Origin of the sequence: Winogradskyella haliclonae (assembly GCF_014635865.1) — a bacterium.
Lineage (GTDB): Bacteria > Bacteroidota > Bacteroidia > Flavobacteriales > Flavobacteriaceae > Winogradskyella > Winogradskyella haliclonae.
Genome location: NZ_BMDQ01000005.1, coordinates 37,776 through 52,483, shown reverse-complemented (window position 1 = coordinate 52,483; position 14,708 = coordinate 37,776). Strand labels below are relative to the sequence as shown.

Genomic DNA, 14,708 nt, shown 5'->3' with positions numbered 1-14,708 from the left:
TTTTATAGTATACAAAGTGTAGCTTTGTATATAATCAATTCTTGCATTTGTGTTAACGACTTTACGTATTAAAAATTATGCTTTAATCGATGAGTTAGAAATCTCTTTTAACAATGGGTTTTCTATTATCACTGGCGAAACAGGTGCAGGTAAATCAATTTTATTAGGAGGATTATCACTTGTGCTAGGAAAAAGAGCTGACTTAAGTCAAATTAAAGACAGTTCTAGCAAATGTATTATAGAAGCAGTTTTTGATATTGCTAATTATGATTTAGAAACGGTTTTTGGTCAAGAAGATTTAGATTACGACCCGCAAACTATCATTAGAAGAGAAATATTACCTTCTGGAAAGTCTAGAGCATTTGTCAATGACACACCAGTAAATTTAGATAGCTTAACAAATTTAAGCAGTTATATTTTAGATATTCATTCACAGCACCAAACACTTCAGTTGACGAATGACTCGTTTCAGTTTAAGGTGATAGATGCCTTAGCTAACAATACAGATTTACTCAAAGATTACTTAGTTCAATTAAAAAAGCATAAGATATTAGAGCAACAATTACTTGATTTAGAAACTTCTCTAAGTGTATCAAAGAAAGAGTACGATTATAATATGTTTTTGTTAAATGAATTGGTTGAAGCACAACCTGAAGGGATAGATCTAAAAGATTTAGAAGCTACTTACGAACAGTTAAGTAATGTTGAAACTATCCAAGAGGCTATAGGTTATTCAAAATCTCTTTTAGAATCTGAAGACATAGGTATCATTGACCGAATAAAAGAAGTAAAGCGCAAGCTTAATACTATTTCAAGCTTCGGAAAACAATATAATTCTATTGAAGAACGTGTAGAGAGTGTTGTTATTGAGATGGATGATTTAGTATCAGAATTAGACAACCTACAAGATCAATTATCAACAGATCCAAAAGAGCTTCAGTTGGTAAGTGACAAATTACAATCTATAAATAATCTGATACAAAAACACTCGGTATTTGATGTTTCAGAATTAATAAAACTAAAAGAAGAGCTAGAAGTTAAAGTCAACAAATCCGAAAATTTAGATACTGATATTTTAGATAAAAAATCAGAAATTAAAGCTTCAGAAAAAGAACTCAATACAATTGCATCTAAGATTCATAAGAATCGATTAGCTGTAGTCCCAAAATTTAAATCAAACCTTGAAGGCATTTTGATGCAATTAGGCATGCCTAATGCCAAATTTAATATAGAATTTACGGAAACAGATAAATTTTTGATTAATGGTAAGGATGAGTTGCAGTTTTTGTTTATGGCAAACAAAGGCAGCCAGTTTACTGAGTTGAAAAAATCAGCATCTGGTGGGGAATTATCTCGCATAATGTTGGCCATTAAGTCTATATTGGCAAATTATGTAAAACTCCCAACTATTATGTTTGATGAAATTGATACTGGAGTTTCTGGGGAAGTGTCTAATAAAATGGGAGATATAATGAAAAGCATGAGTAAAAATATGCAAGTGTTTTCAATTACACATTTACCTCAAGTAGCCTCAAAAGGTAACTGGCATTATAAGGTTTATAAAACAGAAAAAGATAATGCTACGCATACAGATATGAAGCGCCTAACACAAGATGATCGAGTGGTAGAATTAGCGCAAATGTTGAGTGGCGCACACATTACAGAATCTGCTATAGCACATGCAAAACAATTATTGAATTAATACTATATTTGAATTATTATTTAGACCGCAAACAACTAACATAAACAATTATGTCTTATAATTTATTAAAAGGAAAAAAAGGAATCATTTTTGGGGCTTTAGACCCTAATTCTATAGCATGGAAAACTGCAGAACGTGTTCATGAAGAAGGCGGAGAGTTTGTTTTAACTAATGCGCCTATAGCAATGCGTATGGGGCAGATTAATGACTTGGCAGAAAAAACAGGTTCGCAAATTATTCCTGCAGATGCAACATCAGAAGAAGATTTGCAAAATCTTGTCGAAAAATCTATGGAGATCCTCGGTGGTAAAATTGACTTTGTATTACATTCTATTGGCATGTCAGTTAATGTCAGAAAAGGAAGGGCATATACAGACCAGAAATATGATTGGACTCAAAAAGGGACTGATGTTTCTGCTATGTCTTTTCACAAAGTGATGTCATCACTTTACAAAGCAGATGCTATGAACGAGTGGGGAAGTATAGTCGCTTTAACCTATATGGCTGCACAACGTGTATTTCCTGATTATAATGATATGGCAGATAATAAAGCGTATTTAGAAAGTATAGCACGTAGTTTTGGATACTTTTTTGGACGTGATAAAAAAGTTAGAGTTAATACCATTTCGCAATCACCTACACCAACAACAGCTGGTCAAGGTGTAAAAGGCTTTGATGGCTTTATTTCTTACGCTGAAAAAATGTCTCCTCTTGGTAACGCTACAGCTTTAGATTGTGCTAATTATACAGTAACACTCTTTAGTGATTTAACTAAGCGTGTAACATTACAAAACCTATATAATGATGGTGGATTTAGCAACATGGGTGTTAGTGATGCCGTGATGGATGCCTTCGTTGAAAAAGAATAGAAGAGCAATTGTTGTGTCTTTAAGGCAGATACAATTTGTAAATTATTTTAATTTAAAAGCCACTGAAACAGGTGGCTTTTTTATACACAATACTTACATTTGTTGATATGGAACCATTGCGTTATTCTTTTATAATTCCTGTCTATAATAGACCAAAAGAAATCGAAGAACTTTTAGAGAGTTTTTCGAAGCTTAAAGGATCTATTAGTTTCGAAATAGTAATAGTAGAGGATGGATCTACGCAAACTTCGGAACATGTTATTTCTGATTATAATGACAAATTAAATATTTCATATTTTTTTAAGAAGAATTCTGGACCTGGAGATTCTCGTAATTATGGGATGAAATATGCTAAAGGCAACTATTATATTATACTTGACTCAGATGTAATACTTCCAGAAAATTACCTTATTGAAACAGATAATTTTTTGAATAATAAATTTTATCATTGTTTTGGCGGTCCAGATGCAGCGCATAGTACATTTAGCAATTTGCAAAAATCTATAAATTTTGCAATGACATCTTTTATTACCACTGGCGGCATTCGTGGAGGGAGCGAGGCTTTAGAGGATTTTCAGCCGAGAAGTTTTAATATGGGATTATCTAAAGAAGCTTTTATAGCTACAGGAGGATTTGGCAAAGTTCATCCAGGAGAAGATCCAGATCTAGTCTTAAGACTTAAAGCTTTAAATTATAAAACAACCTTATTAAAAAATGCCTATGTCTACCATAAAAGACGAATCTCATGGCGTAAATTTTACAAGCAGGTAAATAAATTTGGGCAGGTAAGACCAATTTTAAATAAGTGGCACCCAAGTTCTAAAAAAATCACTTATTGGTTCCCTACGATTTTTACATTAGGGATTTTATTATCGACTCTATTACTGTTTTTACATATATACATTCCAATTTACGTATATGGCTTTTATTTTTTACTGGTTTTAATACTTTCTACAGTATCTAATAAGAACATTTGGGTTGGTTTCCAATCTTTATTAGCCGTTTGTGTCCAGTTTTTTGGATATGGCTATGGGTTTTTAATCTCTACTATAAAACTAAAGGTATTAAAAGGAAAACCAGAGAAGATTTTTCCTAAATTGTTTTTTAAATGAAAAAGCTAATCTCAAAAAAAACGTTTAGTACCCTAAAAAAGAGAAATATTAAGTTATTTGGTTTTTTTTTAGTCGCAGCATTTTTGTTTTTAATGCTTACAAAATTTTCTGAATCTTACACGCAAGTAGTTTATCTTAATCTAAAGCTTACTAATTTAGAAGATGAGATAGTTATATTAAATGATTCTTCTAACATTGCAGAAGTTACAGTAAAAGCAAAAGGTTTTAATCTTTTAAAATATTTGTTTAGTAGTACAGTATCTCTAGATATAGATGCTCAAACTGAAGTTTTTAAAAAAGACAAATCATTGTTTTGGGATGTTAGTAATAACAGATACAGGCTTATACAAGAATTTGGCAATACTGCAGACATATTAAGTGTCAAGCCAGATACAGTTGAATTTCATTACGATGTCCTTTCTTCAAAAAATGTCCCATTAATATTAGATAATGATATAACTTATGCTGAGGGATACGATGTCGTTGGGCAGTTAGAATTATCTCAAGATTCAGTTAAAGTAATAGGCTCTAAGCAAGTTATTGATTCTATTAAAGAAATTGTTACTGAACCGATTGTGCTTGCAGATATAAATAAAGATATAGACGCATCTATTGCTTTGTTAAATAATAATGGCAATAAGATTAGCTTAGTACCAGACAAAATAAAAATTAATGGTGTAGTAAAGCGTTTCACTGAAGGAAAACTAAATATACCAGTTAAATTGGTTAATGTGCCATTAGGAAAAAAGATAAATTATTTCCCTAAAAATGTTGATGTCGTTTACTATGTTGATTTAGATAATTATAATATAGTAAAGCCCCAAAATTTTGAAGTTATATGCGATTTCAAGGAGTTTAAAGATGAAAGTAAGCGCTACTTAGATTTAAAATTAACAAAAACACCGCTTTTTGTAAAACGTGCTCGTACTTTGCAGAACAGGATAGAATTCATTATTTCGGATTAATGCAAGAGTCAAAAGAACATATAATTGTAGGTATTACTGGTGGTATAGGTAGCGGAAAAACAACGATTTCAAAATATTTCGAAAAATTTGGCATACCTACTTATCACGCAGATAAAGAAGCAAAAGCTTTAATGAACCGTTCAAAGGTTATTAAGAGGAAACTTGTTGCATTATTTGGAGAAAAGGCTTACCAAGAAAATAAGCTTAATAGAGCGTTTTTACGTCAGCAAATATTTAAGGATAAAGCACTTTTAAAACAAATGAATAGTATTGTGCATCCAAAAGTTGGTGCTCACTTCAAGAGATGGGTGAGAAAACAAAAAGCACCATATATACTAAAAGAAGTCGCTATAATTTTTGAAAATAATTTACAAGCTCAATACGATTACATCATAACGGTAGTAGCTGATGAAGAAGAACGAATAAAAAGGGTAACTAAAAGGGATAATACATCCCGTGATACTGTAAAAGCTATTATTAACAATCAACTTTCTGATCAAGAAAAAATTAAAAATTCCGACTTTGTTATCCATAATAACAGTTTAGAAGAAGCAAAACTTCAAGCTATAACTATACACGAGCAACTTCTAGCAACAATCAAATAAGTCAAATTTTAACATTTGTGTTAATGTAAGGTTAAACACAATTTATGCTAAATGTTAAAATGTTAAATTTGAACCGATGAACAAAAAGCTTTTCGTGTTATTGGTGGTATTAATGAGCTTATCACTCATTGGTATAATTTTCGTTCAGTCATTTTTTATTAATAAGAGTTTAGAGAATGAGCGTCAACAGTTTACATTAAATGTAAAACGATCGTTGAGCTTTGTTTCAAAGTCTATTGAAGATATAGAGTTTAGAAATTATTTCGAAAAAATTCAGCCCTATCTTCAGGACTCTAAAGAGCCTGACTCTACGCTTATTCAACGTTTATTTGTAGCGTTAGAGGATGAAGAAAATGACCAAACAATTGTTCACCAAAATATAATATTAGAAGAGCGTTTTAAAATACCATCATTGTTCTTTGAAATAGATGCAGATAGCATGAGCGTTAGTAAATTAACTAGCGAACGTGTTACGGAAGTATATAGTAATAGTGCGTTAGATAGAGGTTCTACAACACCTTTAAAGCAGTATAGGCAAGTTAATAGTATGCCTACAGATGCTCAAAAATTTTTGCAAAAAGAAACTTTTAAAGAGCTGATGTCTGTTTACGATTATCCTATAAACAAAAGGATTGGTCCTGAAATTGTTGAAATGCTACTAAAAAAAAATCTTAAAAATGAAGGTGTTGACATAGATTTTGAATATGCCATATATGATCAAGATCTCTCTACACAAATAAGGAGTGACAATTTCGATAAAACGGTTAGCTCATATGGCGTTCCAATATTTCTAGATAATAACAATGAAAGTACGTTTAATTTATGGGTGGATTTTCCTGAACGTAATAAGTTTTTGATTTCTTCTATTCTTTGGATGATAGTTTTATCAATCATTTTTACAAGTGTAATCATAGTAGCTTATACAAGTGCTATATATCAATTAATAAAGCAACGTCAAATATCACAGATTAAGACAGATTTTATTAATAACATGACACATGAGTTTAAAACGCCTATTGCAACAATAAATTTAGCTTTAGATTCTATCAAAAATCCTAAAATTATTGGTGATAAAGAAAAGGTGTTGCGATACTTAGGTATGATAAAAGACGAGAATAAACGTATGCATGCTCAGGTAGAAAATGTCCTCAGAATATCTAAGCTTGAAAAAAATGAACTCAATATTAGTAAGGAACGCTTAAAGCTTCACGACATAGTTGAAGATGCAATGACGCATGTACAATTAATTGTCGAAGATAGAAAAGGTTACATAAAACTGCATCTTGATGCTGCAAAATCATCAGTTTTGGCAAATGAAACACATTTTACTAATGTGATTGTGAATGTTTTTGATAATGCCATAAAGTATTCTAATGATGCGCCCAAAATAGATGTTTTTACAGAAAATATTGGAAACAATGTTCTCTTGAAAATTTCAGATCAAGGTAGCGGCATGTCAAAGCAAGTACAGAAACGCGTGTTTGAAAAATTTTATAGAGAACACACAGGGAATGTGCACAATGTAAAAGGTCACGGTTTAGGCCTTGCCTATGTAAAACGAATAATAGAAGACCATCAAGGTCATATATCAGTAGAAAGTGAAAAAGGAAAGGGAAGTACCTTTATAATAAGACTCCCATTAATATCATAAGACTATGGAAGAACAAAATAAAAAAATACTGCTAGTAGAGGACGATCCAAATTTCGGAACAGTTCTTAAAGACTATTTAATCATGAACGACTTTGATGTTGTCCATGCTAAGAACGGTATGGAAGGCTTTGAAAAGTTTAAAAAAGACGATTATGACCTTTGTATCCTAGACGTAATGATGCCTTACAAAGATGGTTTTACATTAGCTAAAGAAATTCGTGAAAAAAATACGGACGTACCAATTGTTTTCCTAACGGCTAAGGCTATGAAAGAAGATGTGCTTAAAGGTTATAAAGTAGGAGCAGACGATTATTTAAATAAGCCTTTTGATAGTGAAGTCTTATTAATGAAGATAAAAGCAATCATGCAGCGTAAAGCTACTGATAGTGTTGCAGATAGCAAACAGTTTGAGTTTGTTATTGGTAGATTCCATTTAAACTCTAAGCTACGTTTCTTATCTTTTGATGGTGGTGACCCAGAAAAATTATCACCTAAAGAAAATGAATTATTAAGATTATTGGCACTTCATGAAAATGATTTAATGCCTAGAGAATTAGCATTAACAAAAATATGGAGAGATGATAATTACTTCACGTCTCGTAGTATGGATGTATATATCGCTAAATTACGTAAGTACTTAAAATTAGACCCAAATGTAGAAATTTTAAACATTCATGGAGAAGGTTTCCGTTTGGTTATAAATAAATAATTTTTACAGTGTTAATTAAAAAACCAGCTATTTTGCTGGTTTTTTTATGCTGTTTTCTATGTGCTCTATGACTTTATTTACATGTGTTTGATAATCAAACCATGCAATACTTTCATCTTTTCTGTACCAAGTCAGTTGTCGTTTTGCAAACCGTCTTGTATTTTTCTTAATTTCTGATACAGCAAAATCTAAAGTCCATTCGCCTTCAAAATATTTGAATAATTCTTTATAGCCTACTGTATTTAATGCATTTAAATCTTTATGTTTTTGCAAAGCTTTGGCTTCATTTAGCAAACCATTCTCTAGCATAATATCTACACGTTGATTTATTCTATTATAAATAGTTTCTCTATCTGCCTTAATACCAATACTAATAGTTTCAAAAGGTCTCTTCCGTTTAGAGTTAGACAAAAAGCTTGAATAGGGTTTACCAGTACCTAAACAGATTTCCAAAGCTCTGATTAGTCGTTGAGGATTATCTATGGCAATGGTTTCATAACTTTTTTTGTCTAAAATTTTTAGTTGTTGTTGTAGGCTATTTATACCTTCAGTTTGGAGTTTTTTATTTAGACTTTGTCTTATATCTATTGCAACTTCTGGAAACTCGTCAAGCCCATTAATAAGAGCATTAGAATATAAAGCAGAGCCACCAACCATAATTACAACATCATGTTTTTTGAATAGTTGCTCTAATAATCTCATTGCATCTTTCTCAAATTGACCTACATTGTAGATGTCATTGATTGATATATGCTGAATAAAATGATGTTTTGCACTGCTTAGTTCTTCTTCACTTGGAACTGCAGTACCAATGGTCATTTCTTTAAAAAATTGCCTAGAATCTGAAGAAATAATTTCAGTATTAAAACAATAAGCAAGTTTAATACTAAGTGCTGTTTTGCCAATGCCAGTAGGGCCAACAATTGAGATAAGAGTTTTAGATCTCATGTAAAGAATTTCCACAATTATGACAAAACTGCGCTTCATCACGATGATTGCTTGCTAAACAATTTGAACATGATTGTGTATTAGTTTGCACGTCATTTTTATTTACTTTTGTCATTTCTGAAGATACAATCCCTGTTGGAACAGCGATTATTCCATAACCCATAATCATAATTATTGAAGCTATAAACTGCCCTAAAGGTGTAATAGGAGCAATATCTCCATAACCAACGGTAGTTAATGTTACTATAGCCCAATAAACACTTCTAGGTATGCTTGTAAATCCACTCTCTTTACTTTCTACAAGATACATTACAGTACCAAGAATAATACACAAAATGACAACAAAAGATAAGAAAACTGCAATTTTTGCACGACTTGTTTTAAGAGCTCTAACAAAGTTTGTAGATGCGCCTATATATCTAGTTAACTTTAATATTCTAAAAACTCTTAATAGTCTTAAAGCTCTGAATGCAACTAATGAGTGAGAACCAACAAATAGTAATGACAGGTATTTTGGTATAGTGGATAACAAATCTATTATGCCATAAAAGCTAGTAATATACTTCAGAGGCTTTTTTACACTTATAATTCTTGCGATATATTCTAAAGAAAAAAGTATGGTAATTATCCATTCAGAAGTATCAAGGAAAAAATGATATTTATTATCAATCCATTCAACACTCTCGAGCATCACCAATACAATACTAGCAATAATTGCCACAAGCAAAACAACATCAAATAGTTTTCCTGAGTGCGTATCCGCTTCATAAATTATTTCATGAAGTTTAGATCGCCAATTATGTTTAGTTGATGATTCCACGATTTAAATGTACAAAAAGAAAGTTTACTGTTTCTCTAATACAATAACTGTATTGTTTTGAATTTCAACAATTTTACTCAAAAAGTTTTTTAAGTATTCATAATACTCAATTTCATATATAGCTTTATTCAGAGAAATTTTTAAAAAAACAGAAAGCTTATTTAAATTTTTTGAACATGAAAAAGTAGCTATTCCAGTTTTATTAGGTAATGCAAAAGTCATATTTTTAGGCACTTCTACTACTTTTAATTTATCCTTTAAATCTATCTCAATTAGATATAAATAAGACTGTTTGTAACCAAAATCTATTGGATAAGTTCTTTGCTGAAGTTTAAAAGGGTTTTCTTCGAAAAACTTATAAATAAATGGATTGAAGAAAATTTTATCACCTATAAATTCTTCCTCATGGGTTAATTCTATTTCTTCAGAAAACTTATTATCCTTAATGTCTTCAGACAATACATTGTGTGTCTCAATAGTTGCAGTCTGGAAGTCACTTTTCAATGATTCTAAATATAGTTTGGGGTTTTCGCTATATTCTTTTTTCTTATTATGTGATTTATAGCCAGTCACATCAATCTTCACTTTACCTATTAGTAAATCATCATCAGATATTTGATATTTAGCACCAAATTGAATGGTAGAGTATTTTTTAGGTGAAATATCTTCCCAATAACTTGCATATTCAATATCATAGACTCTTCCATATTGATTCAAACAATAAAAAGGCAATTCTCCAAAGCTTAGGTAGGGGTTTGTAGCATCTAAAAAATACACTTCATCATCTATAACTAACTTGACAATTGAATAATTAAAATCAGTGATTACAGGATAGACTTTTGTTGCTAAGCCATTTTCTCTTGTAGATAAAAGAACAGGATAGGATTCTAGTCCCACACTGTAAAATAGATTTTGAAGGAAAAGATTAATTTCAAAGGCGTTACCCCCTTTTTCTTCGACTAATCGCTTTATAGATGCATCATATCTACCAGCTTTATTATTCCAACTATAGTTGTCTAATACAAATTGGTAAATAGCTTTAGCTTTTTCTAAATTATCTGGAATATTTGATATTGAAGTAGGTAATATGCCCTTAACTAATTTTTTCTTATTTATTTGTCTACCAAAATCAGAGTCTGCCTTTAATTCATTATCTACATCTTCCCAAGTTTTAGTTATTTTATCTACATATCCGTCAAATCTTCTTAATACACTTAATTCATACTCAATTCTTGAGAGGTAGTTCTCTTTTGTGGTAGTATGTTTTTCAGCTTTGTATGCAGGGATATCTGTCATAATATATTTATATATACCACAATTTGCATATACACCTCTACCTGCATCTAAGCATTGATTTTTTATACTATTTTCATTTACTTTTAAAGGAAGCGAGCCTACAAGTTTTATATTATATTCATAATTGCCTGGGATACTTGCATTGAACTCACTGTAAAGTGAAGGAATGTCTAGTTGAAAATACCAAGGTTGATATTTATTAATATAAGATGTGGTTTTTGTATAACTGTATGTAATTATACTTCCTACTTTTACATTTGGAAAAGCAATTCTTACAATTTCCCAATCTTCATTTTTCTCTCTATAAATAGCATTCTCTTCTAATTTAGATACTATTAACTCACCGTTTTCTATGTTATAAACTCTAGCAGAAATATCTTTTACTGCCTCTTTAGGATTTTTGCCAACATATAAGGGAATTTCAATTTGACCTCTATCTAGTCCATCTTTTGTTAGAATTTTTAGTTTTTGTTTAAATTCAACATTTAGTCTCCATGTTTCCTTATTGAAAAATGCATTTCCGTAATCATATATCATTAATGCTTCAGCTGTTGGGTCTTTTGGAAATGTATTTAACGTCAATTCTGGTTTAGTGACTCTCATTCCAATCTCATAATCTTGAGAAAATGATGTAAAGAAAAACAAAATTAAAATCCAGAAACAGAATTTTTTCATATTTAAAAAGTTGTAATTTTTAGTCTTTTTTTATGTCGCCTAACATAACTCTGAATAATGTGCTGATGATCTTTGTTGTTGGACATTGGGGTTATTAAAGATAGTAAAACATCAGTGTTATTTATTTGATGATTCAAATCAAAGAATCCTAGGCCTTTAAAAATGCCATTTTCTACAACAACGACACTTTTTTCATCAATATATCGTCCTCTATCAATAATGAGCATGTTTTTATTGTCGTATCTATGAAACTCGATAAGCTTGTTGACTTTTTTATTATAGTTTTCTGTGGACTCTGCTTGAACACAGGCACCTGCACATTCTCTAACCTCATATTTAAAACAGCTTGAATTGGTTTTGTATAAGCCTATTAGCTTTTGGCATAATTCGTATTTGTCAGCAATACTATGCATAAAACTTTTAGCACTTTGCCTATTTGTAAATGTTGTTATAGGTAATTCTTCTCTATTAGCTTTATCTACTTTGAGATTAATATACCCGTTTTGGTCAGTAAATTGGTATAAGGCATGTGTAAAAATAGTTTTACGAAGTGCTCTATTGAGAATGGGTTTGTTTTTTTTTATTTCTTCGCTTTCTTTTAAAAGTGCTACAAGCTCGCTGCCAGTCCGTTCATAAGTCACAGAACTTACTAAAGTTTGAATTTTCTTTGACTTAGAATTTGTACCAGTAAAATGTTGAGTAATTCTTTTTTTTATGTTATTGCTTTTACCAATATAAATAATATCACCATCTCCATTATGAATATAATATACACCAGTTTCTGTTGGTAACTCCTCAATAATAGATTTTAGGTTGGCCGCTATTTTAGATTTATGTTCTGTTTTTACAGTCTGAGTAATAATTTCCTTTTTAAGGTCTTTATTCAGAAGCATTTTAAAGAGCTTAACAGTAGCTTTTGCATCTCCATCTGCACGATGTCTGTCACTTATGGCTATACCTAAAGATCTAGTGAGTTTGCCTAAACTGTAAGATGGCATATCCGGAATTAACTGTTTAGATAGTTCTACTGTGCAAAGTGTTTTTCTTTTGAAAGGAAAGCCTAAACGTTGAAATTCGGTTTTTAAAATTCGGTAATCAAAAGAAGAATTATGTGCTACAACAATACAATCTTCAGTAATCTCGACAATTCGCTTAGCCACTTCGTAGAATTTTGGCGCATTACGAAGCATTTTATTATTAATACCAGTAAGATTAACTACAAATGGCTGAATTTCTTTTTCAGGATTTACTAGGCTAATAAATTGATCGATAATTTCGTGACCATCAAATTTATATATGGCAATTTCTGTTATGCCTTCTTCATTAAATTTTCCACCAGTGGTTTCTATGTCTAATATTGCGTAAATTTGTCTAGAAATGTAATTTATAATTATTAGGAAAGATAGGAGTATTTATAGAAGTATCAAAGACCATTTAATTGTAATTTCTAGCACCAAAAATACTGCTACCAACTCTAATCATATTACTGCCACATTCAATAGCTAGTTTATAATCACCGCTCATACCCATTGATATAATTTCTAATTGGCAGTTTTTTAATTTTTGAGTTTTTAAATTATCAAAAACTGATTTTAGATATTTAAATTCATCTTTAACTTGTAGCATATTATCAGTAAAGGTTGCCATGCCCATCAAACCAATAATTTTAATATTTTCTAATTCTGAAAATTCATCTGAAGCGGTAATTTTTTTTACATCTTCTTCAGATAAACCAAACTTACTATCTTCTTCAGCGATTTTAATTTGAAATAAGCAGTCAATTATACGACCATGTTTTTCTGCTTGTTTGTTTATCTCTTTTAGCAGTTTTAAGCTGTCTACGCCATGAATTAAATTCACAAATTCTGACATATACTTTACTTTGTTACGCTGTACATGACCAATCATATGCCATTGAATATCTTTAGGCATTTTTTCCCATTTCTCAGCCATTTCCTGAATTTTATTTTCACCAAAAATACGCTGACCAGCATTATAAGCCTCCATTAAATCTGATATGGGCTTTGTTTTAGAAACGGCAACAAGTGTTACAAGTTCTGGTAATTGAGATTTTATATTTTGAAGGTTGCTTTTAATACTCATAGCGAATTCTTAAAACTCATAAATAGTAACACCACTTCTTAATTTTGGTTCAATATAGGTGCTTTTTGGGGGCATTTTTAAACCTTCGTCAGCAATAGCCTTCATTTGTTCTATAGTTGCAGGGATCATACCAAATCCAACTTTAAACGCTCCAGTATCTACCATACTTTTTAAGTTTACGATATCTTTTTTTCCACTTAAATAATCTATACGTGTATTGTTACGTAAATCATTAATCCCTAAAATAGGTTTTAGGACAGTTTGATAAAGTAATTGGGCATCTAAATCATCTAATGATGTTTTAAAGTCATAATTATGCTTGCGTAAATATAACGAGTAAAATTCACCATCTAGATACATGCTAAAATGATGTGGTTTTGACGGTTTGTATGGCATAATACCACGATTCTCTATACGATACATTGTATCTAGTCGAATTAGAAACTCTTCTTTTGTTAATCCGTTTAAATCTTTGACGACTCTGTAAAATTCATGGAGTCTTAATTCGGATTCTGGAATTAAAAAACTCATAAAGTAGTTATAGGTTTCTTCTCCCGAATGATTAGGATTCTCAGTCTTTTGATGCTCACAAAGTAAAGAAGAGGATGATGAGCGGTGATGCCCATCAGCGATGTAAAGTACTTTCATTTTTGCAAATGCATCAGAAATAACCTTGATGTCATTTTCATTATCGATTTGCCAAAGGTAATGTGTGTCACGATATGTGGTGGTAAATTCAAATTCAGCACGTTGCTTCTGAATTTCAGAAATTATAATTGAAATAGCATCATTATCAGGATAGGTGAGAAGTACAGGCTCTGCATTAAACCCCACTGTATTCAGATAATCTTTAAACACAATTTCGCGACTTTCTATGGTGTCTTCGTGTTTTTTAATGACGTCATTTTTATAATCTTCAACACTAGCCGCAGCTACAATACCATTAAAAATCTGATGATCTCTATCTACAATGCGATAGATATAAAATGCGGCCTTTTTATCTTGAACAAAAACACCATCTTCTTTAAATTCTTGATACCTGTTTTTTACAAGTTGATAACGTTCTTTTCCTGAGATTTCCTTGTCATATTTATAACCAGGATTAACAATATGTAAAAATGAATATGGATTATAATCCAGTCGAGCTTCGCGTTCTGCTTGGGTGTAACTTTGGTAGGAGCGTGAAGCTACGAGACTTACTTTATCTCGCGTTGGACGAACAGCTTTAAACGGAATTATCTTGGCCAAATCAT

13 protein-coding genes are annotated in these 14,708 nt (G+C 31.0%); 7 read left to right on the top strand and 6 right to left on the bottom strand.

The features are described 5' to 3' along the window. Window positions 1-49 precede the first annotated feature (49 nt). From recN to IEV10_RS13695, 7 genes are all read left to right on the top strand, one after another. A complete protein-coding gene (gene recN, locus IEV10_RS13725; RefSeq protein ID WP_188375308.1) occupies window positions 50-1,702 on the top strand; it encodes a DNA repair protein RecN in 1,653 nt (550 codons plus the stop codon). A gap of 50 nt (window positions 1,703-1,752) precedes the next feature. Beyond that, entirely contained in the window at window positions 1,753-2,571 is an 819-nt protein-coding gene (locus tag IEV10_RS13720) for an enoyl-ACP reductase FabI (RefSeq protein ID WP_188375307.1), read from the top strand. Window positions 2,572-2,678: 107 nt separating this feature from the next. Next, complete coding sequence (locus tag IEV10_RS13715; protein ID WP_188375306.1) at window positions 2,679-3,683, top strand: glycosyltransferase family 2 protein; 1,005 nt, start codon at window positions 2,679-2,681, stop codon at window positions 3,681-3,683. Continuing rightward, window positions 3,680-4,648, top strand: coding sequence for a CdaR family protein (locus IEV10_RS13710; protein ID WP_188375305.1), 969 nt, complete (start codon window positions 3,680-3,682; stop codon window positions 4,646-4,648). Before IEV10_RS13715 ends, IEV10_RS13710 begins: the two co-directional genes overlap by 4 nt. Further along, complete coding sequence (gene coaE / locus IEV10_RS13705; RefSeq protein ID WP_188375304.1) at window positions 4,648-5,253, top strand: dephospho-CoA kinase; 606 nt, start codon at window positions 4,648-4,650, stop codon at window positions 5,251-5,253. The genes IEV10_RS13710 and coaE overlap by 1 nt, the downstream gene beginning before the upstream one ends. A 76-nt stretch (window positions 5,254-5,329) precedes the next feature. Further along, entirely contained in the window at window positions 5,330-6,904 is a 1,575-nt protein-coding gene (locus IEV10_RS13700; protein ID WP_188375303.1) for a sensor histidine kinase, read from the top strand. A 4-nt stretch (window positions 6,905-6,908) separates the two neighbouring features. Beyond that, window positions 6,909-7,613, top strand: coding sequence for a response regulator transcription factor (locus IEV10_RS13695; RefSeq protein ID WP_188375302.1), 705 nt, complete (start codon window positions 6,909-6,911; stop codon window positions 7,611-7,613). Between the two features lie 27 nt (window positions 7,614-7,640). Here the strand turns inward: IEV10_RS13695 and miaA are convergent, their stop codons facing one another. From miaA to IEV10_RS13665, 6 genes are all read right to left on the bottom strand, one after another. Next, window positions 7,641-8,561: a tRNA (adenosine(37)-N6)-dimethylallyltransferase MiaA gene (gene miaA / locus IEV10_RS13690; protein WP_188375301.1), complete on the bottom strand. Its 921-nt coding sequence runs from the start codon at window positions 8,559-8,561 to the stop codon at window positions 7,641-7,643. Continuing rightward, window positions 8,551-9,384 (bottom strand): ion transporter, encoded by an 834-nt coding sequence (locus IEV10_RS13685; protein WP_188375351.1) that lies wholly within the window; start codon window positions 9,382-9,384, stop codon window positions 8,551-8,553. The genes miaA and IEV10_RS13685 overlap by 11 nt, the downstream gene beginning before the upstream one ends. Before the next feature lie 21 nt (window positions 9,385-9,405). Continuing rightward, window positions 9,406-11,352 (bottom strand): DUF3858 domain-containing protein, encoded by a 1,947-nt coding sequence (locus IEV10_RS13680; RefSeq protein ID WP_188375300.1) that lies wholly within the window; start codon window positions 11,350-11,352, stop codon window positions 9,406-9,408. Window positions 11,353-11,354: 2 nt separating this feature from the next. Beyond that, window positions 11,355-12,719 (bottom strand): 3'-5' exonuclease family protein, encoded by a 1,365-nt coding sequence (locus IEV10_RS13675; protein WP_188375350.1) that lies wholly within the window; start codon window positions 12,717-12,719, stop codon window positions 11,355-11,357. 67 nt (window positions 12,720-12,786) lie between these two features. Then, a complete protein-coding gene (locus tag IEV10_RS13670) occupies window positions 12,787-13,455 on the bottom strand; it encodes a YggS family pyridoxal phosphate-dependent enzyme (RefSeq protein WP_188375299.1) in 669 nt (222 codons plus the stop codon). A gap of 9 nt (window positions 13,456-13,464) precedes the next feature. Next, window positions 13,465-14,703, bottom strand: a complete 1,239-nt coding sequence (locus IEV10_RS13665; RefSeq protein ID WP_188375298.1) for a DUF1015 domain-containing protein — start codon at window positions 14,701-14,703, stop codon at window positions 13,465-13,467. Window positions 14,704-14,708 lie beyond the last annotated feature (5 nt).